The 23,580-nt window shown below is 50.4% G+C and carries 21 protein-coding genes; all 21 read right to left on the bottom strand.

All coding sequences use genetic code 11. From position 1 onward, the window contains the following. Positions 1-90 precede the first annotated feature (90 nt). Positions 91-1,539: a mannose-1-phosphate guanylyltransferase/mannose-6-phosphate isomerase gene (locus BLO43_RS08740; RefSeq protein ID WP_090906747.1), complete on the bottom strand. Its 1,449-nt coding sequence runs from the start codon at positions 1,537-1,539 to the stop codon at positions 91-93. A gap of 151 nt (positions 1,540-1,690) precedes the next feature. Continuing rightward, entirely contained in the window at positions 1,691-2,716 is a 1,026-nt protein-coding gene (gene galE, locus BLO43_RS08735; protein WP_090906746.1) for a UDP-glucose 4-epimerase GalE, read from the bottom strand. A 67-nt stretch (positions 2,717-2,783) separates the two neighbouring features. After that, positions 2,784-3,521, bottom strand: coding sequence for a WecB/TagA/CpsF family glycosyltransferase (locus BLO43_RS08730; protein ID WP_074630471.1), 738 nt, complete (start codon positions 3,519-3,521; stop codon positions 2,784-2,786). After that, positions 3,518-4,627, bottom strand: coding sequence for a non-hydrolyzing UDP-N-acetylglucosamine 2-epimerase (gene wecB, locus BLO43_RS08725; protein WP_090906745.1), 1,110 nt, complete (start codon positions 4,625-4,627; stop codon positions 3,518-3,520). Before wecB ends, BLO43_RS08730 begins: the two co-directional genes overlap by 4 nt. Further along, positions 4,624-5,556: a heparin lyase I family protein gene (locus BLO43_RS08720; protein WP_090906744.1), complete on the bottom strand. Its 933-nt coding sequence runs from the start codon at positions 5,554-5,556 to the stop codon at positions 4,624-4,626. Before BLO43_RS08720 ends, wecB begins: the two co-directional genes overlap by 4 nt. A gap of 385 nt (positions 5,557-5,941) precedes the next feature. Continuing rightward, the gene (locus BLO43_RS08715; RefSeq protein ID WP_090906743.1) at positions 5,942-7,315 is read right to left on the bottom strand and encodes an endo-1,4-beta-xylanase; all 1,374 of its coding nucleotides are present in this window, start codon (positions 7,313-7,315) and stop codon (positions 5,942-5,944) included. Next, positions 7,312-8,193 carry a glycosyltransferase family 2 protein gene (locus tag BLO43_RS08710; RefSeq protein WP_217628054.1) on the bottom strand — a complete coding sequence of 294 codons (882 nt, stop codon included), beginning with the start codon at positions 8,191-8,193 and terminating at the stop codon, positions 7,312-7,314. Before BLO43_RS08710 ends, BLO43_RS08715 begins: the two co-directional genes overlap by 4 nt. Positions 8,194-8,196: 3 nt before the next feature. Beyond that, complete coding sequence (locus BLO43_RS08705; protein WP_090906742.1) at positions 8,197-9,597, bottom strand: O-antigen ligase family protein; 1,401 nt, start codon at positions 9,595-9,597, stop codon at positions 8,197-8,199. 102 nt (positions 9,598-9,699) lie between these two features. Next, the gene (locus BLO43_RS08700) at positions 9,700-10,371 is read right to left on the bottom strand and encodes an FkbM family methyltransferase (RefSeq protein ID WP_254773401.1); all 672 of its coding nucleotides are present in this window, start codon (positions 10,369-10,371) and stop codon (positions 9,700-9,702) included. Between the two features lie 170 nt (positions 10,372-10,541). Next, positions 10,542-11,798 (bottom strand): glycosyltransferase family 4 protein, encoded by a 1,257-nt coding sequence (locus tag BLO43_RS08695; protein ID WP_090906740.1) that lies wholly within the window; start codon positions 11,796-11,798, stop codon positions 10,542-10,544. Further along, a complete protein-coding gene (locus BLO43_RS08690) occupies positions 11,795-13,384 on the bottom strand; it encodes an oligosaccharide flippase family protein (RefSeq protein ID WP_090906739.1) in 1,590 nt (529 codons plus the stop codon). Before BLO43_RS08690 ends, BLO43_RS08695 begins: the two co-directional genes overlap by 4 nt. Beyond that, complete coding sequence (locus tag BLO43_RS08685) at positions 13,350-14,351, bottom strand: GDP-L-fucose synthase family protein (protein WP_090906738.1); 1,002 nt, start codon at positions 14,349-14,351, stop codon at positions 13,350-13,352. The genes BLO43_RS08690 and BLO43_RS08685 overlap by 35 nt, the downstream gene beginning before the upstream one ends. Beyond that, a complete protein-coding gene (gene gmd, locus BLO43_RS08680) occupies positions 14,344-15,429 on the bottom strand; it encodes a GDP-mannose 4,6-dehydratase (protein ID WP_074630481.1) in 1,086 nt (361 codons plus the stop codon). Before gmd ends, BLO43_RS08685 begins: the two co-directional genes overlap by 8 nt. A gap of 4 nt (positions 15,430-15,433) precedes the next feature. Continuing rightward, positions 15,434-16,120, bottom strand: coding sequence for an exosortase-associated protein EpsI, B-type (epsI, locus tag BLO43_RS08675; protein ID WP_074630482.1), 687 nt, complete (start codon positions 16,118-16,120; stop codon positions 15,434-15,436). A gap of 4 nt (positions 16,121-16,124) precedes the next feature. Continuing rightward, complete coding sequence (gene xrtB / locus BLO43_RS08670; protein WP_074634069.1) at positions 16,125-17,039, bottom strand: exosortase B; 915 nt, start codon at positions 17,037-17,039, stop codon at positions 16,125-16,127. Positions 17,040-17,186: 147 nt separating this feature from the next. Beyond that, on the bottom strand, positions 17,187-18,119 hold the full coding sequence (gene epsG / locus BLO43_RS08665) for a chain length determinant protein tyrosine kinase EpsG (protein WP_217628053.1): 933 nt from the start codon (positions 18,117-18,119) through the stop codon (positions 17,187-17,189). 17 nt (positions 18,120-18,136) lie between these two features. After that, the gene (epsF, locus tag BLO43_RS08660; protein WP_090906737.1) at positions 18,137-19,561 is read right to left on the bottom strand and encodes a chain length determinant protein EpsF; all 1,425 of its coding nucleotides are present in this window, start codon (positions 19,559-19,561) and stop codon (positions 18,137-18,139) included. 13 nt (positions 19,562-19,574) lie between these two features. Beyond that, positions 19,575-20,369, bottom strand: a complete 795-nt coding sequence (gene epsE, locus BLO43_RS08655; protein ID WP_090906870.1) for a polysaccharide export protein EpsE — start codon at positions 20,367-20,369, stop codon at positions 19,575-19,577. A gap of 41 nt (positions 20,370-20,410) precedes the next feature. Continuing rightward, the gene (locus BLO43_RS08650; RefSeq protein ID WP_254773400.1) at positions 20,411-21,376 is read right to left on the bottom strand and encodes an EpsD family peptidyl-prolyl cis-trans isomerase; all 966 of its coding nucleotides are present in this window, start codon (positions 21,374-21,376) and stop codon (positions 20,411-20,413) included. Between the two features lie 620 nt (positions 21,377-21,996). Next, positions 21,997-23,271, bottom strand: a complete 1,275-nt coding sequence (gene epsL, locus BLO43_RS08645; RefSeq protein ID WP_090906735.1) for an XrtB/PEP-CTERM-associated polysaccharide biosynthesis outer membrane protein EpsL — start codon at positions 23,269-23,271, stop codon at positions 21,997-21,999. A gap of 132 nt (positions 23,272-23,403) precedes the next feature. Beyond that, positions 23,404-23,580, bottom strand: a 177-nt coding sequence (locus BLO43_RS08640; RefSeq protein WP_175443906.1) for a sugar transferase, incomplete at its 5' end; no start/stop codon positions are given.

Here is a 23,580-nt window from a genome sequence, read left to right as displayed (position 1 = left end):
GCGTCCACTGCTATGGTTTCTATCTTCATTCAAATGCGACCATACGCACAATGGTTAACTCGGTGCCCTCCATCAGATGAAGCTTATCTGTCACCCTTCTTTCCGCCCGTAAACATCTTCAAAGCGCACAATATCATCTTCGCCCAGATATGAACCCGATTGCACCTCGATCATCTCGAGAGGCACACAGCCGGGGTTTTCCAAGCGGTGGCGAGTACCCAGCGGAATGAAGGTGGACTCATTTTCCGATACCAGGTAGCTTGTGTCTCCGCGTGTCACCTGTGCCGTGCCGCGCACGACGATCCAATGTTCCGCGCGGTGATGATGCATTTGCAGTGATAGAGCGGCGCCCGGTTTAACGACAATGCGCTTTACCTGGAAACGCTCGCCAGCATCCACACCATCATACCACCCCCATGGACGAAATACCTTGCGGTGCAGTTGTCCCTCGGGCCGTCCCTCGCGTTTAAGGTTATCGACAATTTTCTTCACATCCTGCGTCCTGCTCATGTGGGCAACAAGGATGGCGTCCGGCGTTTCGACGACCACCATATCGTCCACCCCCACGCATGCCACCAGCCGGTCTCCCGACATGACCAGCATATTATGACAGTCATGTAACATCACGTCGCCTTGAGATACATTGCCCCATTGGTCTTTCGGCAGTACTTCCCACAAGGAATCCCATGCGCCCACATCGGACCAGCCGGCCGAGAGCGGGATGACCGCGCCGATAGGCAGCGAACCATCACCGGCAGCAATGCGCTCCATGACCGCATAGTCGATCGAATCACTCGGGCACTGCATAAACTCCTCTCTGCTTACACGCAAAAAATCACCATCGATTGCACCCTGATCCCAGGCCGCACGGCACGCCGCCAGAATATCCGGCCGGCAGAAACCGATGGCCGAGAGCCATACCGAGGCTCGCAACATGAATAAGCCGCTATTCCAGAAATAAAACCCGGCATCAAGATAAGCCTCTGCCGTGGCAAGGTCGGGCTTCTCCACGAAGCGCGCTATGCGACAGATTCCATCCTGGTCAATGGGCTCGCCGGACTGGATATAGCCGTAACCCGTTTCGGGAGAATCCGGCTTGATGCCAAAAGTGACCACTGCGCCTTCATCGGCAAGCGTCACACCTTTACGGACCGCCGACTGAAAACGTTTTGTATCCGCGATGACATGATCGGCAGGCATGACCAGCAAAATCGGATCAGCCCCTTCACGCGTTACCGCCAGGGCAGCTAAAGTCAGGGCAGGTGCCGTGTTTCGTCCCGCAGGCTCAAGCAGGATCGAACCTTTCTTGCCTATCAACCGTAGTTGCTCCGCGATTACGAAGCGGTATTCTTCATTGCAAACCACCAATGGCGCCCCGAGTTCTATGTCCGCCAATCCTTCCATACGACGCACGGTAGCCTGCAATAAGGAGTCGTCCCCAATCAGGGGCAAAAGCTGCTTGGGGTATTTTTCACGTGAGAGTGGCCACAAGCGTGTGCCCGAACCTCCGGAAAGCACAACCGGAATTAATAATGACATAAAAATTCCCAGTTTGAATAATATATGCTATCGGCTAAATTCATCTTTTCTTCATCAGAAATCTCTTCCATGCAACCAAGTTTTCGAGGGGTTTAATCCCGGTGTGTCGAGTACAAGAACTCACGCGCCGACCCTCCTGTTTGCCCTTGATTCAATTTCCATATCCTTCGGGATTAGCCTTCTGCCAGCGCCAGGCGTCCGCGCACATCGCATCCAATCCAAGCTCCGCCCGCCAACCTAGTAAATTCAACGCAAGCGCCGGATCAGCGTAACAGGAGGCGACATCGCCAGGACGCCGGGAAGCGATCCTGTAGGGTACCGGTTGTCCACTTGCTTGTTCAAAAGCGCGCACCATATCCAACACACTATATCCCGTGCCCGTGCCGAGATTTACTGTCATACACCCGCCCTGCCCTTGCCGCTCCAGAACGTCCAGAGCTTCCAGGGCCCTGATGTGACCTAATGCCAGATCCACGACATGGATATAATCCCGTACCCCGGTACCATCCGGCGTTGGGTAATCATCACCCCATACGTTGAGGAATTCTCTTCGCCCCACCGCCACTTGGGCGACGAAAGGCATCAAATTGTCGGGAATACCCTGCGGGTCTTCTCCGATCAAGCCGCTCGCATGTGCACCCACCGGGTTGAAATAACGCAGGATTCCGCAGCGCCAGGAGGGATCACTGCGATGCAGGTCGCGCAAAATTTCCTCGACCATCAGCTTGGTGCGCCCATATGGGTTGGTGGCGGAGAGTGGGTGGTCTTCAGTTAGCGGCAGCCATTGCGGATCACCATAAACCGTAGCAGAAGAACTAAATACCAGGGTTCGCAAACCACATTCGTTCATTGCTTCCAGCAGACGAAGGGTGCCAACAACATTATTATCATAGTATGCCAGCGGCTGCTTAACCGACTCCCCCACTGCCTTGAGACCGGCGAAGTGAATGATCGCGTTCGCGCCGCTCTCATGCAAGGCTGATACCAGTGCGTCACGGTCCCGGCTGTCGCCTTGCACCAGATTCAATTTTTTGCCGGTAATACGTTCCACCCGCGCCAATGCCTCGGGATGACTATTGCAGAAATTGTCAAATACCGTGATATCGAAGCCCGCGTTCAATAATTCCACGCAGGTATGCGAACCGATATAACCCGCTCCGCCGGTAACAAATACCATGGAAATCCCGATTAAAAATTACAGCCGTTCAAAACTTGTTTCTATCTGTGGTTGACAGGCGCAAATGTTATCGACGCACGTATTCCTTCAACAACAACCAGAAAAAAAACATATCATCAACAAAATAGCGCTTGAACATGCGGCGAGGTTCCTGCAGAAATCGATAAAACCACTCAAGTCCAGCCCCCTGCATCCAAACCGGTGCGCGCTTGACCTTGCCAACCGCTACATCGAAAGTTCCACCGACACCCATGGCAAAAGGAATTTTCATCTCCGCCTGATAGCGCCCCAGAAAATGTTCCTTCATTGGAGAACTGATGGCAACAAACAATAGATCAGCTTGTGCAGCCTTGATCTGCTCGACCACTTCGGCCTCCTCCTCCGGCTTCCAGTAGCCATTGCGGTAGCCAGCCACGGTCAAGCCAGGGTATTTCCGCATATAAATCTGCTTTACTCCCAAAACTACCTCCTCCCGGGCGCCAAGCAAATATACGCGCCAACCCTTCTCCGCCGAACGCTTCATGAGTGACTCAAACAAGTCCACCCCGGCTACACGTTCTTTGAGCGGCTTGCCAAGCAAGCGCGAGGCCCATACCACCGGCATTCCATCCACGTTGATCAGAGGGCACTCGTTGATAATACGGCGCAACTCCACATCGCGGCTGGCTTTAACCAATTTGTCGACGTTGACCACCACATGTTGATGAGGGCGCCCACTTTGGATAAATTTCTCGATGGTGTGCAGCGTTTCTTCCATCGAAAGATTATCGATTTGGCAACCCATCATTTCGATACGCCGGCTCATGACAATTCCCTCGCGAGTATCTCAACAATCCGCTCTGCTGCTTTACCATCCCACAAATGCGGGCGACGACCTTGCTTGCCCTCGCCTCGCAGCACCTTGCGTACTTCCACAACGATGCGTGCGGGATCCGTTCCGGCCAATACGTTGGAACCCTCTTCCACTGTCACGGGACGCTCGGTGTTCTCACGGATGGTGATGCATGGCACACCAAGCGCGGTGGTTTCTTCCTGCAAGCCGCCGCTGTCCGTCAACACCACGGCAGCGTCCTTCCATAAATGGAGAAAGGCCATATAAGCTTGTGGTCCCATTAATGTGATGTTCGGCCCGAGATTGATTCCAAACTTTTCCAGATTGCCTCGCGTGCGCGGATGTACCGGAAAGATTAGTGGCAGCTCATTGGCGATTTGCTTCAACGCCTCTCCGATACGTGCCATGGCCTCAATGCTATCGACATTGCCTGGCCGGTGTAGCGTTACCACTCCATATCGTCCACCATTAATTCGATGCGCTACCTTGACGCCACTTGTTTCAAAACTCAAGGCATCGGAACTGACCAGCTTTTCTGCTTGATACAATAAGTTATCGACCATTACATGCCCTACATAATGAATCGCTGAGTCCGACTTGCCTTCTTTTTTTAGGTGTACAATGCCACTTGGCTCCGTTACAAAAAACCAATCTGAAATACTATCAGTGACCAAGCGGTTAATTTCTTCCGGCATGGTCATGTCGCCGCTGCGTAAACCCGCTTCAACATGACCCACCGGGATATCAAGCTTCTTGGCGGCAATCGAGCAAGCCAGTGTCGAATTCACATCCCCTACCACCAAAACAGCGTCAGGTCGCTCAATCTGGCATAGTTCCTCAAATGCGATCATGATCTTACTCGTCTGCTGCGAGTGACTGCCGCCGCCAGCCGCCATGAAGACATCCGGTTGGGGAATGCCCAATTCCTCGAAAAATACATCGTTCATGTCCCGATCATAGTGCTGGCCGGTATGGATTATCTTGAACGCCAAGCCGCCATGCGCTTGTAGAGCACGCACGATGGGAGCGATTTTCATAAAGTTCGGACGAGCCCCTGCAACCAGATATATTCTTTTCATATGCCTAGCCTATCCTGCCGGCCAACTCGGCCGTATACACGGAGACCGACACCGAACAATCCGACCATCATCATTAAATAGATACTGGGCTCTGGAACAACGGACATAGACATGGATTGAAACGATTCCCCTCCATCTCCGATCTTGACCCCGGAGGAGTATGTCGTGACGGATGGCCAAGTAGATTGTGTGGGAAAAACATAGGTACCCGTCTTAAACCATAACCCCAACTCGTCATTGAAGGTATTGATATGATTCGCTTCCTGAAAAAGCAGCACGCCATCCTTCCAGAACTCAAGGAAACCCGTATTGTCCGCAGCCCACTTTACATGTAAATCCAGGGAAGTCCATTTCTCTGTATCAAGCGTCCATGACGCCAACTCACGGCGCTCAAAATCAATACCCGGTTTCGGAGAAGTGCCCAGCGGAGAAGTAATCCTATCGTAATCAAATGAATTGGAAAGCTTTATCCTGTCATCTTGGACAATGAGGGATAGCGTAGGGTACCGCAGATTGCTCTCCCCCGCATCGACAAGGCTTTGGATCTGTGCGATAACGATCTCGTTTTTGACGCTTCGCAATGAATCAGGCAAAAAATAACTCCATGAGTACCAGCGCTCCGAGCCCATTGGATCCTTCGGGGCGCTCACTTCGGAGCGAAATCCGCCACTCGTCGATACGTCCCCGAACCACCGTGTTGCCCGCATCACCACTTTACCGGATCCTTCCGGGTCGACCATACGCTCTAAATGGCCCGGAATGCCAAAAGGTGTTAAAGCGGCATTAATGGCCTTACCGTTCGCTTCGACCGCCGCATAGCGGGAAAAATTACCTTCATTGAATCTGCCGTCGAAGACAACATCTGCGGAAACATGTCCGCAAAAGAATACTAAGACAAGATTGGCAACAACTACTTTAATTTTTTTCATACCCACATCCTATAAAAAGAGAGCAATACGTCAAAAATCCCTAAGGAACTTTTACTGTTGTTGCAGGGATGACGATTCAAAAACGCGTTAATTTACGATTCGGTAGGCGATATACCGCTAAGTTTGGATCACTTGTCCGCGGTTCAGGGGCCATAAACTTGAGTGGGTGCCCGCGTGTCCCACCACTACCACTATCTGGACTCAACCGCTCCCTTTCAGCCCTGGATGCAGCTAACCATTAAATAACAAAGGGCTATTTATGAGTAGCTGTAACATCTTACAGGTGCATTGCGGCACCATGATCTGCTTCTTCATGGAATCAATGCGACGTCGAGTAGGTAAAGCTCAACGCCGCAGTCAACAACCGGAAAACTCCAAGACTACTCTACCAAGCCGCCGTCTCAGCTTTGACCAATATCGGGACTGGGCCAATGGGAATTTTCTGGCCCGGATCAATCGCAGCATCGGCCCGGCCGATCTGCTCAAATGCCACTGCCCGGAAGGGCGAAGGATTCCACTCGCCTCCCACTTTCTCCGACCAAACCAGCACACCACGCCGGGAACCTCGTTCAATCCCGCACGACCATACTTCCAGGGAACTGCGTGTACATCCGGTGAGCCGGCTGCCCACCAGCCAATTGAATACTTTATTGTACGCGATGCTCATAGTGGTTGGGCTGTGTCCCGCAGATCCAGCCAGCCCCATTGTCGGATGAGGCGGCTCCCCATCCCAATTGAACCAGTACACTCGCTGAATACCGCTGCCCGCAGAAAGAATCAGCGCACGCGCTACATAACCGGCTCCCTGCTCGTGATCAAGAATATCCTGCCAGCGGCCTTTAGGCGCTTGTGATTGAATACCCAAGTCCGCTCGTGCAAACTGGTAGCCCATTTCTGTATTCCAGATTGGCTTATTCGGCAAATCATAGGTATTCAGCAAGGTGCGCAGGCGTGAAGCCACATCAGCTATTACTTCCGGAGGCGCTACGTAAAAGTGGAATCCGATAGCATCGGCCCACCGTCCGCCCCCGAGTTTGAGAAATGCTTCAAGTCGTTTCAAGCCATTGCCTTCAATTGTGACAGAAGGCGAAACCACCGTAATTGCCGGATCAACCTCTTTGAGCGTTGTGTAGGCAACTTTAGCCAGTTCAACCATCTTTGCTGCAGAACCCGAGTAGGATTGCGCGGCTCTTCCGTCCCGGAATGTTGTCTCCACTTCTGAGAAAGCGGGTTCGTTCCAGATTTCGTACGCGGAAATGCGTCCCTTATACCGGCTTGCTACGGTACGAACGTAATTGGCCCAGTCGTTCAAATCACTTGGCTCGGCGGCACAACCAAGACCCTGCCCGCATGGCTCTTTTGGCCGTGATGAAGCCCATTGAGGCGTACGCCCGAGAGTCAGCATCACGTCAACATCATGTTTTTCCGCAAGTTCGACATACCGATCGAGCCGAGAAAAATCCCATTTACCTTTAGCTGGTTCAAGCTCGTACCAATTCGTATAGGTCCACCATAATCTCCAGGAGCCAAAAGGTATGAAGGGCCACCCTGAGCGCTGCCCCTTCGGATATGGCACATCAAGATGATGGATATGCATCCCAAAAAATTTTCGATCAATTTCCTTTGCGGGAACTGTATTTTCTGCCGCAACCGCACCCCCTGATGACAGAACGCCAGCTAAACCCATCAGGAGAATCATATACGCCGCTTTGACTTTGAATCCGGCTAGCCAGAATTTTCCATTTACATGGTGTGTCATATCGTTCTCCTTCGAAATAATGTCCGGGATAACCAGGCAATGCTCCACGTCGCGAAAACCCGGACGTAGGGAAAGAACCAGTAAAATACCCACGCAGGACCGCAATGCCGACGTGTAAAAACCGCCCATGCGTGGGGCGGCCGCCCTTTCGGGCCTAAAATAATCTTCAGTCGTTTTCTGAGAGGTAAATTCCTATCCATAAACGTTCCTTCAATTCTATTTCTATCGCAGACCCCGACGAATCCAGGTGCAACCCAGAGTGCAATACCCGCCTTCCGGGCACGAAGACCATAGTCAAAATCGCCAAGTCCATGAACGAATATGGTGTCCAGATTTCCCACCACGGAAGCAACTGCCACTGGAATCCATACGCAATTGCCGTTTACCGTCTCGCATGCAACAGCTTCGGTCTCTGAATACACCAGTTGCGGGGTCGTGCGTTTCCACCAGGAAGAAAACACGACCCCACCATAGGTTACCTTTTCCCTCTTGCGATCTTGAACAGTTCCCACGACGATAGCATATTCACCACTTATTGCACTCCTTGTATTGAGCGTGTGTTCAAGCCTGAGCAATGTGTCCTTTACCAGATGCGTATCGTCGTTAAGCCACAGAAATCGATCATGACCACCTTGGAGGGCCTTTTCAAACGATATATACATGCCTCCGTTCCAGTATGCGTTTCCGTCAGTTCGCGTAATGAAAACTTCTGGATAAAACTCTTGAACAATTTCATACGTGCCATCGCTGCTGCCATCGTCCGTAAGATAAACGGTCAGCTCCCAGTCAGATGGTTTATCCAGCGAATAAAGCGCTTCCAAACAAGCTAGCGTGCTTTCACGGCGATTATGGCAAGTGAGTATTGCGGCGACTTTCATAATTTAGCGACGCCTGGAATCTGATAAGGAATCGTTCGCGGCAAAAAGCAGAAATCCAAAAATCATGAAATGCATAAAAAACGTTGCATCAATAACCGCGAGAGTCCTAATAGGGGTTTCGGTTCCACATCTGAGCAACAAGAAGGAAACCAGCGCAAGAGATATCCCTCGCGTATACGACGCTGTCCGTATCGCATATACAACCAGGGTACCCAAATAGATGAGGAGACCGGCAAGACCCACTAAACCGGAATCACCCAGCGTTTGAATCACCTGATTATGCGCTTGACCCACATAGAGCATCAGAAACTTCGCTCTAAACTCCTGTCCCCACAAAGTGGGCCCATAACCAAACCACGGGTTCCTTTCCCAAAGCTGGAGCGTTATCTCCCAAATCTCGGTCCTTCCGGTAAAGGTAGACAACGATGCCAGTGCGGAATAACGGAAACTCGATCTGATCAATAACTCATCCGAGAAGAGCACTCCGGCAAACGCAATAACGGAGAATACGCCTGCTACCGACAATATTAATGCAGCCCGGAATCGCATTTCTGATGAGCCTTTCTCGGACAGGAAACGTGACGAAATCAGATAGTAAGCGGCCAGAACGCCTACTGCTACTATCGCGGCAATCCAGGCTGTTTTGGACTGCGCAAGCAGTAGCGTCAGTAAAGCTGCTCCTAAAAAAAAGATACGGATGCCGGCTCGAGATGGTTGATACCATTCAAGCAACAAATAAATGACAGCGAGCGGTCCCAGCTGATTTGGATGCGCTGTCAACCCGGCAAGCCGCCCCGATAATCCTGGAATCAGGATCCCTTGTGCGGTATAAGAAAATGCCCAGTCCAGTTTTACGCATAGCAGCAAGCTCCCCACCAATACAACTCCAATCACCAGTTTTACATGGTAAACGAATCCCTTGAGCGGTATATCGTTAAGCATGAATAACGCCAACAGCATTATGGGACCGTAAAACAACTGGGGAACAAATGCCGGCACTGTGCCAAAGAGTGAGCTCAGTACAAAACTGGCGATGATAAAGATAAAGTATGCACTGATCAAACCAGTGCCGGTTTTGAGTACTCGGTCTTTTCCAGTTGAAAAATGCGCGATCACACCAACGGCCGTCACCAATGAAAGCGCCGTCACTATCCGCTTGAACCAAATCGCCCCGATAGCAATGAATCCACCTCCACCCGTTTCGCCAATCACAGGATCATATTCCCCCCCGCCAATTCGAATAACCGCAAACAGGAAGGTACCGCCAAGACCGATCATCCAAACCAGTAAATAGGCCAAGCGGGTGCGTCCGAGGTATCCGACCCCTCGTTGCAGGGAAAAGAAACTCAAAATCGAGCCTGCCGCGAGCACGAAACTTGAGAAAATCAGGATAGTTTCAACCATACTGGCATTCGATGGAAAATTTGGCTTGATGTATCTGGATGGAGCAAACTGGCAGTTCGTATGCTGCTAAATATTTCGCTGCGATCTTCTGCCAGAGAGATTTCAGCTACGATGATAAACGCCGTCAACCTGTAGCAGATGACCGGAATCCCTATCTGAAAACCCATGCTCTATAGACACGAGCTTATAACCCTTTTCAGTAAGAAGACTATTCAAATCATTAAAAAGTATCTGCCCCTGGTATAGCGGAACCAAGGACATTTCCAATTGAATCATGCATATGCGGTCGAGAGACTTATCTGCCCCTTTTATTACTTTATGCTCAAATCCTTGCGTGTCGATCTTGAGATAGATATTGTTTTTCAATGAACAATAGCTATCAATCACGGAATCCAGAGTCTTGACGCAAATCGTTTCGCGCCCGATATACTCTGAACTGGGGGCTGATTTCAGATGCGAAGGCAACATATTAAAAAGTGAACTGCTGTATGAATTCCCGGCAATATTAATATCCGCCGTTCCATCTTCATCCCCTAGAGCAAAATTGTTCACCTCCCATCTTGAATCGCGTACCGCATTTTTCTTCAGCGTTTCAAACGCTGAACTCTGTGGCTCGAAGGATATGATCTTCCCGGAAAATTCCAAGTCTCTTCTCAGCTCTCTGGCAAACTGACCGATATTGGCACCCACATCCAGGACGGTATCTATTGCATAGGTCTCCAGTAATTTTTTTCTCCGTGCCAATGAATGGGAAGCCGGATCAAATCGGGACACGTCATATCCCGCCTTCCGCAGTAAACTTCGGAGCTCTTGCTTTAATCCCATGTCGTATTTCCCGTCATTCTCATCAATAAATCAAGATTGCTGCACAATAACTGTTTCCCCATGATTGCTTTTGGACAGACGCCCGCAGGTCTGGAGGGAAATCACCCTGCGGCAGAAAACTACGCTAGCCCCTGATATGTATCCTGATGTGGCAGGATAAGGTTATTGAGCACGCGGTGATAAGCATTGAGATACTGCCCGGCTATTGCTTCGGGACTGGCAATCTGCCATATCCGCTTTTGAGCATGACTGGCAAGAACTCTTATCTCATCGGGCCTTTGCAGTACTCGAAGTATCGCTGCCTCGACCGCAGCGACATCCATCACATCCACCAATTGGCCTGCTGCGCCGTGCTCCAGCAACCAGGGTATCGCGCCGGACCGGATTCCGCCGATAATCGGTACTCCCAGCGCCATGGCTTCAGCCACAGCCATGCCGAACGACTCAGTAATAGCTGTATGCACTAATGCATCAGAGCCGGACAACTTTTCCAACAGCTTGCGATGTGGCACGCCGCCCCGTAATTTTATGCCATCGAGGCGCACACCCGCCGCCCGTATATATTTCTCGGCCTTCCCATTAGGGCCAAAGTCCGGGCCATACAAATGCAGCTCGGGGGCTTGCCCGGTTGTTTGTCGAATATTCGCAAAGGCTTTTATTCCCGGCAGTGGATTTTTAAACCCGTTCCAATATCCTGCGACCATTGATATAACCGGGAACCGTCCATTGACAGGAAATCCTCCCCGCACCGGTTCAAGATCCTTGAGCCAGACTGGCAAAGGATTTGCAATCACGTCTGCCGGACTGATACCTTTTTGTGCCAACCTGTCTGCCAGATAACCGGAAACAACTGTTAGTGGAAGACCTCTTGCCAGTATTCTTCGAGCCATCAGGTAGCGGCCGAAATAATAGGGACTCAAGGTAAAACGTAAAATGTCTTCAGGCACGTCATGCATTGTGGCAATGGCAGGAATACCCGATTCTTGAGCTACCATTGCAAATTCGTAAGTCCAGTGTGCATGGAGAATATCGATCTTTTCCTGCGCGACCGCCAGTGCCAGTTTCTGACGCTCGAGGGAGAAGAAATCACAGATTCGTCCCAGTCGCCCGTGGCGAGGAAACGTTCCATTTGGCCGGGCCGGACAAAGCCACAGGCGGAAACCTGGTCCATCCAGATATTGAGGATCATTCGATGGATGAAGGCTGCGGTCCGAAGTAAATGCAACAACGTCGTGACCCATTCCCAGATATGTGGTGATAAGTGTAGCGATAAAAGGTGCGCCAGGGTAGCCCGGTGGCAAGGGCATGACGTCGCCAACATCAAGAAGATGCCGTACATCTGCTGTTGCTACTGGACTGATAATACCAATCCTCATCTCTGTTCCCTGTTTGTCCGATGCTCGTTCTCACGCATAATGGCCTCTATGCGTGACGCAACAGATTGCGGAAGGCGGCCGGAAAACCGGCGCAACACCCTGGCGAGGCCTGGAGCCAGCACCCACCCGGGAGCCAGCCAAAACAACGCAAAGGAAAGCGAACCCGCGATGACTATAGCAAGTCCAATCTGAATTAGAGCGTAATGCGCATTAGCAAATGCTACTGCCAGGACGGCGCTGCCTGCAGCGACACAAGCCAGAACTAAAGGTCCACGAAAACAACCTATCACTTCACCCAGCCGCAAATCGAGTATACGCATAACAGCCAACACCAGTAAAAAGGCCCTTATAAGGTAGACCCCAAACACCACCCAGGCGAGCTGAACAGGTGTAGCCAGACCAAGAACAATAACCAACCCAAGAAAACAAAATACTGTGAACCATTGAAGCAGGGATTCGGTCCCCACACGGTTCATCCCCCACAAAAGGGGCCCGGATACGGCTGTCATCGCATGCAAAGGCATGGCTAGGGCGAGCGGTTGCATCATTGCAATGGCCTCTTTCCATTCCTGACCATACAAGACAAGTATTAGAGGCTCTGCAAGTATTGCAGCGGAAATAAAAACAGGCACCGTGACAACGGCGACGAGGGACAGGGTCGCAAGATAGGCCGCACGCAAGGCACTGGGATCATTCTGGATAGCGGCGCTGGTGGGGAAAAGGACCGATTGCAAGGTCGTTACCAAATGATTGGTTGGGTAGCGGACGAGGTTGTAGCTCACGGCATAAAATCCCAGCGAACGAGCACCAAAGAAACGCGCCACCAAAAGATTGTCGAGATTCTCTATCAGCCAGTTAGCGATATTGGTCGTAAGGGCGCGCGCACCAAACCAGGACAAATGATTTATGCCTTGGGGCCAAGCGGGGATAAGCCGATGCCTGACTGTAGTGAACATAAGTATCCATGAAATCAACAACTGAACTAGCCAGGCCCAAAGCATTGCCCAAGCGGTATGTAATATCACGGCAAGGGTAAACCCGACAAAAACCTGGCCAACAATCATTCCTGTCAGTTGCGCCAGTTGAATACGTTTGAAATCGAGTGATTTTCTCAATAACGCAAGAGCAACAGATGCAATAACCTGAAGAAAAAGGGGAATGGCAGCAAATCTCAGATATGCCGCCGCTTCCGGGTTGCCAAGCAGGAGCGCCAGTTGCTCAGCGACTGCGGCGAGCAAACCTGCCCACAGCAGACCACTTATCACAAGCAGTGTCCAGACACGCTGAATGTCGTTGTTGGTCAGCGATCGTGTCTGGATTAACGCTGAACTCAAACCCATTTCGGCGAGGAGATAACCCACTCCAACCACCATAAAACACAGAGCGTAATAACCAAATTCGGCTGGCCCCAGGAACCGTGCCAGCACGATTTGTGCAATCAATTGAATTACAACGCGAAATACTACACCGATGTAATTCCACTTAGCAGCACGGAGCGCAAGGTGAGCAACTGTGCTCCGGGATATCGTTGCATCATCCCTATTAACAGGGTCAAGCGGAGCTTTGGCCACGAAGGAAATCTGCATACGCACGGCCTAGTCCCTGAACCAGAGAAGTTTGGCTAGACCAACCAATACGTTGTAATCGGGAAACATCCATTAATTTCCTGGGCGTTCCATCTGGTTTACTCGTATCAAACACAATCTCGCCGGTGTAACCCACAGTATCTTTCACCATCTCAGCCAGTGTTTTGATGGTGAGGTCATCGCCCACTCCGATATTCACGAGTGGCGGCTCAAATCTCCCCGTCCTCGATTCATCATCACCCAAAAGACTTTCATAATCTTCATCCGGCAGATTCATGAGAAAGACGCACGCATCAGCCATATCATCACTGTAGAGAAATTCTCTTTTGGGATTTCCGGTGCCCCATACGACCACTTCCTTGCTGCCAGCCTGCTTGGCCTCATGGAATTTGCGAATCAATGCTGGAATTACATGACTATTATTCAGATCATAATTATCGCCGGGTCCGTAGAGGTTTGTCGGCATCACGGCAAGAAATTTGGTGCCGTATTGCCGGTTATAGCTCCAGCACATTTCAATGCCCGCAATCTTGGCCACAGCATAGGGCCGATTAGTCGGCTCCAGCGGGCCAGTCAGCAGGGACTCCTCCTTCATCGGCTGCGGAGCCAGTTTTGGGTAAATGCAACTTGAACCTAAAAACATGAGGCGCTTGACCTGAGCTTTGTAGGCGGCGTGAATAACGTTGGTCTGGATAACGAGATTGTCACGAATGAAGTTGGCCGGATAAAGATTGTTAGCCAGAATACCGCCCACTTTGGCGGCGGCGAGAAAAACATAATCGGGTTTTTCCCGTACAAAAAAAGCCTCGGTGGCGACCGGATCAATCAGGTCGAGCTCAGTATGGGTACGGGTGAGAAGGTTATCGTAGCCCTTGCCCTGAAGATTCCGAACAATGGCAGAACCAACCAATCCACGGTGGCCGGCTATATAAATCCTGGCATTTCTGGCTACCGGGTTATTACTCATGATAGTCGTAGGCAGCGAATCCATGTTTCTTTACCAGCTCATCTCGCTCGGCACTTTTCAGGTCCTCACATACCATCTCAGCAACCAACTCCTTAAAACTGGTTTTTGGCTCCCATCCAAGTTTTTCTTTGGCCTTGGTCGAATCGCCGAGGAGCGTTTCCACTTCGGTAGGACGGAAGTAGCGCGGATCGACTTTAACGATGACCTTGCCATGTTGGTCGGTACCGGTTTCCCCGACACCCTGACCTCGCCAGTCGATGCTGATATCCAGCTCCCTGCCAGCGAGGTTGACGAAATCCCGAACTGTATGCTGCACACCGGTGGCGATGACAAAATCTTCAGGCTTTTCCTGCTGGAGTATGAGCCATTGTGCTTCAACGTAGTCTCTAGCATGACCCCAGTCACGCAGCGCATCCAGATTGCCGAGATACAGGCAATCCTGCAAGCCAAGCTTGATGCGGGTTAGCGCCCGGGTAATCTTGCGTGTGACAAAGGTCTCACCGCGAATAGGGCTCTCGTGATTGAAAAGGATGCCGTTGCAGGCGTATAAGCCATAAGCCTCGCGGTAATTGACGGTGATCCAGTAGCCGTAGAGCTTGGCAACCGCATAAGGGCTGCGCGGATAGAAAGGGGTTGTTTCTTTCTGAGGAGTCTCTTGCACAAGGCCGTATAGTTCGGACGTGCTGGCCTGATAGAAGCGGACTTTCTTTTCAAGCCCCAAAATACGGATGGCCTCCAGAACTCGCAACGTGCCGATACCATCGGCATTGGCCGTATATTCCGGAGTCTCGAAGCTGACCGCAACATGACTCATGGCAGCAAGATTATAAATTTCGTCGGGCTGCACCTGCTGGATAATGCGAATAAGATTCGTCGAATCCGTCAGATCGCCATAGTGCAAAACAAAGTTGCGTTGGGAAACATGCGGATCTTGGTAAAGGTGGTCGATCCGGTCAGTATTGAATAACGAGGAACGGCGTTTGATACCATGCACGATGTAACCCTTCTTAAGAAGGAAATCAGCAAGATAAGCGCCATCCTGGCCAGTTATGCCGGTGAGAAGTGCAGTTTTCTTCATTGGATCAGTTGAGTGAAAGATTACCGTTTAGCTTTTTGCGGTACTCGGGTGTTAAAGCATTAAGCATTTGATCGGCAAACTGAGTCTGCATCTTATATGCATTAGTAGCTTCAGCGTCGATGGAAGAAATACGAATCAGCATACCATCGGGAATTTTTCCGTTCAGGCCGTAACTCATCTCGGCTAGTTTCTTCTGGATTCCCCCCCGAAACACACGATCGCCTACCGTGGTCCAATACGTAACCGGCTCATTGCGTTGTCCCAGATTGGTCAAGATCCGGGTTACTGGAATTGAACCGGCCGAAGTTGCCAGGCCGCCTGTTTGCTTTGACTGAAGCGAAAATCCTTGCGCGGGATAGCACACTTCAGGGTAGTGCATTTGCATGGAGTCTCTCTGATTATCGCCATAGGCTATTGCAAGCATGATCCGATAGCCGTTGGCATTCACGTAAGTGCGGCTAAGGGTCTGGGTGTAGATTTTATCTATGAGTTCTTTTTGCTGTGGATCAACCATCTGAATTAAATGCTTCTGATCTTCGTACCACTCACCAAAGCGGTGCGGTATTATTGTTTCCAGATCGATGGCCGGTCCTTGTTCAGCGATCTTGTGGGTTGGGCGCAGAGCCAGCGCGAGACCGGAGGCGGCGAGCATCAAGACCAGAAGAGCAAAATTTCTGAACCAGAGATTCATCGTTTCACGCTCCTCTCAACGCGCCATCACGGGCACTTCGCAGCTTGACGCCCAACTGCAGCAATGAGTCCACCCCAATAATCAATAACAATGCACTAAGAAATAGCACCATGCCCGCAAACCCGTGCAAAAAGCCTTGTCCGGCCTCATCGCCAAAGTGATAGGTAATCAATGTCAATACCATTACACGAATAACGTTGGCGGTAAAGGAAATAGGCACGATCAGGATAGCGAGGGCAATGTTGCGGAAGAGCGAGTCATGCCGAATAATGTTAAGGTAAAGAAGTCCCAGTGCTTCAAGTGTAAATAGGGTATGCAGGCCCGCGCAGGCGTCCGCCACCAATAGTTTATACTGCCCGATCTGAAGAATGACACCAGTCCTTGCAACAGGATAATTCGCCCAGAAAAGAATATTTTCCGCTACATAAGAGACAGCCATTTTCATTGGCATAGTCAATACGTCTACTACTGCACCGGGCAGCGGAACCATGAAAAGCATGAAGAAAAGCGGGAACCACAGCGCCTTAAGCGCAGCCACGCCACGCATGAACAAGAGAATGGCGGCAAGCAGCCAGATGACCGAACCGACCTCGAAAACCAGAATATCTTGTGAGCGACCCACAATATAAAGCACCAGGCCAAAAATGAAGACAGGCCAACCGGCTGCTGCAGAAGCTGACTGACCTTCACTGACTTGCCACATCTGTGGCCACTTGCGATATATAAGCCAACAAGCAATACCAAGTACAATGGGGCCGTGTGCTTGCTGATCGGTACCCCATACTCCCCGAAACAAATCAACCAGGGTGGGTAAATAAAGTACTATTAATCCGGCAATAATCGGTAGCCAGACAAGCAGCGGATTGGTCCAGCCTTTCGGCTGACCCACTTGTCTGATAAAGGTTGCTGGAGAATTCATACTCATTGTTGTTTCGGCGACGAGCGATATCTCGTGAATCCAGCGTCGTAGCTGCCCGTAAACGACGCCGTCACGGGGCCACTATTCAGGTTGAAATTATTTATCGGAACATATGGCGCCGGCATCGATTCCATTCTTCTTCTTTGCTCAAAAATCATTAAGTACTGAACCCACCAACGCAGTACGGGTCTGCTGAAGGCTCCGGGTTAATTTAATCATCTCCGAGACCGAGCTTTGATTCTTACGGGCGAGTATGAGAGCCGAGCCGGAGCCGGCCGCGATCATTTGAGCTTCAGCGTATTCATTTGCAGCCGGTGTATCCAGGATGACAATATCAAAATCACGGATCAGTGATTTCAGCAGTTCGGCAAAGCCAGCACGGCCAAACAACTCTTGGGGATTCGGCGGCACAGCCCCTGCTGGAAGCACATACAATTCCGGTAGAGTAGGTATGCGTGCAATCGCTTCGGTACCGATGCGACCCGCAAGCATGCCTGAAAGGCCGATAGTATTGCCGAGCTTGAATAGTTCATGCTGGGACGGTGTCCGCAAGTCGGCGTCAATAAGCAAAGTACGCTCGCCAAGCTGCGAGAAAACGACGGCCAGATTAGCGGCAATAAAGCTTCGCCCCTCTCCGACGCTAGAACTCATAATGGCAAGAGCGTTGTGATGCGTCTCGGCGTTGAACCAGCGAAGCATAAGTTGGCTGCGTAACGCTCGCAGCTTCTCGACAACAGGGCTGAATGGTTTATAGGCGGCTACCACCTGATGATTCAGGCTGGTGTCATCCGCAGGGAGATAAAGATCATCAAACTGGCGGGAAAGGGCAAATCGTATATCGTCATCCGTCAGCAGGCCCAGTTCGATTGCGAGGTCGCCAAAACGCTTGCCCTGATCGCTTTGCAGCCGCGAGATACGCTCGGCGTTTTCTGCGGACAGACGTCCACTTTCAATAAGGATGGTTCCAATCGCACTGCCACCGCTACCAATGGGCGGAGTCTTTCCATAAACAAGCGGGTCAGCGGAATTCGTGGCCTGATTTCGCTTGAGAGTGGAGAAGCTGGTACTCACTGGTTTCATAGTCATTCCGATTGATATCAGGAGGCCTTAATTCCGAGTACCTGCCTGGACACTTTCTGACGGGAAAGTTTCTTGGGAAATCTGCGCAAAGTCGACGGTGAAACTGCGGATGGGACCATTGCCAGTACTGGCAGATCAATGATCTCGGCGAGATCTTCTACTGAACGCACGCGACGATTGCCGAGTTCAAGTATCAACGCGAGGCCTACTCCAAGTAGCGTGCCAAGAAAGATGGAAATCAGTACATTGAGAAGGATCCTGGGTCGAGAATGTTCGGTGGGGATTGAGGCGGGATTGAGTGTTGAAATATTCGTCTGGACCGAATGACTCTCAAGCCGGGTTTGAGCGGAACGGAGGCTGACACCTTCAAAGTTGCGTTGGGCAGCTTCGACATCTCGCTGAAGTACACTAACCTGATCCCGCTGCCTGTTCAGCTCAAGTACACGTTTTTTTTGCACCTCCATTGCTTCAAGCAACTCCTTTTCCTTGTGCTTGCCAACTTGGAAGGAAGTCCCGATGCTGTCATGAATGTGCCGTGTCTCACTAGCCAGCTTGCTCCTGAGCGATGCGAGTTCGGATTGGGCACGCTTGGTTTGCGGGTGATTCCTGCCAAGATTGACACTACCTTCCTGTAGCTTAGCCTCGAGACGAGCGATGTCCGATTTAATGGTGTTAATCAGTGGACTTTGTATCACCTCTGCCAGCGTTTCGGGATTGCCTGTGGATTTGCGCTTACTGCTACTGTCGGAAGTCTGTCCTTGCACGATGGTTAGCTGCGTTGAAAGTTCATTGAGTTTCGCGACTTCATAATCAAGGCGTTCATCGGTAGCGACGATACCTGTTTTTTGCTGATATGCGGAGAGCGCCTGTTGAGCCTTTTCAAGTTTATCGCGAAGTATTTTGATCTGATCTTCAAACCACGTAGCATATTGACGGGCGGGTTCGACCTTAAGATCAAGATTGATGTCGATGTAGGCCTGCGCAAAGGCATTGGCCACAGCCGCAGCAAAACCAGGTTCGCTGCCACTGAAATCAATGTTGATAACATTGCTTTCGCGCGAAGGTTTGACGTCAAGTTTTTGCTTTAGCAGAGCGGCCAGCCAGACGATTAACTCGCCTTCACCGTTGGTAGCTGCCATCCATTGTTCGCGGATAACAGGGCTCTCATCCATGCGAAGCAATTTGACGACGCGCTGAGCTACGCGGTCACTATTAATGATATCTATCTGCGTAGCCATATAGCCAGGGGCCGCGAGGCCGGGTAAAACCATTCCCGCCAGGGGATCAGGCGACTTGACATCAACCACTACGGCGGTGCTGGCAGTATATTGCTTGGGCAACAGCAGGCTGATCACAAGTGTAGCGATCACAATAATCAATAGTGTGAAGACCACTACCTTGTAGCGTGCCCGGAGAATAAGCAGAAATTGCTGGAATGTCATGACTTATTGACTGTCAAAAAATGCTTTCGCGTACATAGATAATATCGTTGGGTTGCACCTCATCGGTCATCTCTGGCGAAATATTCTCGACCTTGCCCTCGTTATTCTTCCGGTGGAGACGCAATCGCCATTCGCTACCGCGCGCGGTGGGGCCGCCGCCTTGAGCCAGTGCCTGCATTACCGTCATGCCACGTTCGATACGATATGGGCCCGGCCGCTGGGCCTCACCATATATATAAAAGACCGGGGCACGGTGCACGTAGATAATATCCCCGCCGGCGAGAAAGATATCTTCGTCCGATGTTTCCTTGAGGTAGAGTGCGGGAATATCTATAACTTTACGGAAGGGCTTGCCATTCCGTATGCCTGTAATGATGGCGTGGTCATCTCCGAGCATCGTGGCTCCCCCCGCCATCGCCAGCATGTCGCTGACTCGACTCAGCGTCTCAAGGGGAAAACGCCCTGGCCGATTAACCTGCCCAAGTACACTCACTTGGTTACCGCGCATTTGTAATACGACAATGTTAATTTGCGGCTGCTGAACGAAACCACCGTTTTTGAGTGCGGCGGCAATCTTCTTTTCCGCAGCAGCAATAGAAAGACTGCCCACTTCAACGGCACCAATCAACGGAAAAGTGATGGAACCATTTTCAGATACACGGGTTTCAGTCGTAAGATCAGGATTCTGAAAAACTTGGATACGCAGCACATCTCCCGGACCGAGTGGATAGTCGAGATTATTCTCCGCAAAAACGTTTGCCGCTAACAGGGTAAAAACAATTAGTGTTCGAATTAGTAGCTGGGTCATAAATGTCATGCTTTCTTATGCATTCAGTAAATTAACAAGTTTTATTTTAAACCGGCGACACCTTTTTCAACATTGATGTCAACAGCAGACTTCGATGCGACGGGGCCTGCAGCAGGTGCAGCGGCTGGCGCAACGGCTGCCTGAGATGTGGTGCCGCCCGCGTCAGCGAATTCGCCCATATAGGTAATTTTGGCTTTGGCCTTGAGCGCTTTGATCTCTTGCTTGGCCGCTTCCGCCGTGCGCTGGTTGCCGAGAAACTGTTGGATGCGCGGTAGTGCGGCATCTTCGGATATCGGAACCGACTGCGAAGCGGCAAGTCGCATGACCGTAATGGATTGGGGACCTTCCATAAGTAAGCCTTGCCCAACCTTGAGCGGGTGTATTTTGGGGAGCAATTCAAGCGGAATCTGCTCGGCTGAACGTGCGGCACTCCCGCCCGCAAATTTTATGTCTTTACCTTTTAACCAGTTGGCAATATCCTCCATTGATTTGCCACCATTGAGCATCTCACGTAACTCGTCCGCAATTCCGGGTGTTGCGGGAAGCACAATTTCCTGGATATTGTAAATGCGCCGCTCGGCAAAAAGCTGCGGATGCTCAGCGTAGTATTTCTTTGCTTCATCGACAGTTGGCTTGTCCATCGCCGCGGCGACCTGCTCAACGTAGGCACGGGCAAGGATTTCCCGACGTGCATTTTCGATGGACATGAGAACGTCAGGCGAGCGATCGAGTTTTTTCTCAATAGCTTGTTCGACGGCCAGTTCCTGATCCACAAGCCTGTCGAGAACTTCCCGACGCATCTTAGGCGCCATTTCAGGGGTGCTCGCCCCGGCACCCGTGCGGCTAAGTATGTAATTGATCTGGTGTACCGAGATTTCCCCCGAATTGACTTTTGCCGCAATCTGGCTGGCGGGCTTTTCGGCCTCCTTGCTGTTACAGGCGGCAAGCCCAAGCGCAAGTGACACAAATAGTGTTGGGAATATTAATTTTTGACGAATGACTTGCATGTGTACCTTAAATGAAATGATGTTGATGTCCGCAATATTTAAAATTCAAATTATACGCCTGACAATTCTATTAATCGGTTACATGGCCAGGCATCGGACTATCCAGCCAGGCTCGAAAACGTTTAACTAGGTATTTTAGGTTTATAGTGTTACGTGCTCGTGACTGTTGCTTACAGAACATTGGTTGCGATGCCAGTGGGTAATTGGCAAATGCAAGAAGGTACAAGAACATATACCCGAGATACAATAATAACCGTCAATGTAGTCTGTACGCAATATTTGAGAATTTAATAAAGATACTCTGAGTACTTTGAGAAAAATTAGATCGGGTTGGTAAGGATTTTTGTTGCAACCAGTCGATTCTATTTAAATTAATGGGATGATTCGCCATTGCGACTATTTTGTGATCTATCATCCGGGTGTAGCAGTTAGCGTGACTGACAGGTCAGTATGGCATACGTCGCAAACTCATTATATAAATAATTGTCACTACGATATACGAATTAAACTATCCAGCAAATGATTACAAAGTACTACTTGAGTTTTGGAAAGGAAAATCAAGTAACGGTCTTAGAAGTTTCCACCAGATCGATCATTGATGGATCTGGCCTAACCGATTATCAAAAATTGAGTCTAGCCGAAATAGTGGCGATAGTATTGTCATACTTGTAGGTTTCGAGATTGGACGAGCGATGATCCCTTTGTAGCGAGGCGCTAACGAAGAGCGAGTTCAATGGTTGCCAGTCCATCGCGATGAGGCCGGTATGCTGCGTGTCGGTGCGGTGATCGCCAGGGATGGGAATGACGGCACCAAGGAAGTCACGGGTTATATAATCGTAGCGAAGACGCAATGTTGTTTTTTCGCTAATCTGCCAGACGGGCATCAGAGAGAGGCGATTAGTTGCTGCATAGCTGCTGGAGAAAGGCTGGAATTGGGTAAGCTGGAAGGTCGCTGCGGTCTGAAAATTGGAGAGAGTACGCGTCCAACTTGCGGTAAGCCGGGTTTTGCTGGTGACATTCCAGTTGAAATCAAAATTACCTATGAAACCAGCGAAATTGCGCTGGGAAAAATGGTCGTGTTTACGATCTAAATGTGCAATCCGTGCATCAATGGAAGTCTTGATAGTAACCGGCCAGATTAATTGGAGTCCATGTTCCGTTTCCTTAAAACCGGTATCGAAGAGACTGGAGGTAATCGGCTGCGGTCGTTTAAAGAAATCCCCGTCACCGATTCTCGTTTTATAGGTAAGCGAGCTGCCGGAGGGGAAGACGTAACGAAGTCCTCCCTCGACGGAAAGAACTTTATTGTCAAAATCCTGCACCGTAAGCTGGCTATTCTCTAGTTTGGCTTCGGAAACGCCGCCGACAACATGTAAAGCGCGGTTGATTTCGAAAACGCCATCAAAACGCTGATTAGTGTCAGTACGAAGATTGCGGTTAGTCGAGTTGATGAATCCCGTAAGGTTGGCGAAGTTGTTAAGTGACTCTTTGTAATCGCTACTCAATTTACCATGAAGATAAGGAGTAAGTTGCCAATGCCACGCCGCTAAATAATTTTTTCCGATAAAATTCAGAAAATCAAAATTATGGTAGCGATTATCGACAATGCTGCCATTAGCCTCGAAACGCTGCAATCCATAAAATTTGTTCAGGCTGAGTGCCGCCGTGGAAGTGATGATTTGATCGGATTTAGTAGGTTGGCCTAAAATAGTAACTGGATCGATAACGGGTGATAAACGAAAAACGTTACTGTCGTACATAATATTTGTACCAACATTCAGATTGAACGTGTCTCTAGCATCAGCCTCGGCATTTCGGGCAAATAGCGGTAGCATTATCAAGATGGCAATTGCCAGCCAACGGCGATAATAATGGGAAAGATTCAGCAGCAACATTTTTTATCGATAGTTTTATCTTTCCAAGCAAGAATAAACCGCAAAGGGCGTCATCCTGGCCGCAACGAAGGTAACGGAGGTATTGGTCACATACAATAGCCCATAGGAGCTATTGGAGAGAGTTTGAAACTCTCAGTACGCGGCCCGATCCTTGAAGACCACGATGACGGTTTTCAGGATGATGTGCAGGTCGAGCCGCAGCGACCAGTTACGAAGATAGTCGAGATCGTGATCGATGCGCGCCTGCATCTTGTCGAGCGTCCGGGTTTCACCGCGGTAGCCGTTGACTTGGGCCCAGCCGGTGATGCC

This window comes from Nitrosospira sp. Nsp13, assembly GCF_900101945.1.
In the GTDB taxonomy this organism is placed as follows: Bacteria; Pseudomonadota; Gammaproteobacteria; order Burkholderiales; family Nitrosomonadaceae; genus Nitrosospira; species Nitrosospira multiformis_D.
The sequence above is the reverse complement of the archived record's forward strand: the minus strand, read 5'-3'. Positions and strand labels throughout refer to the sequence as shown.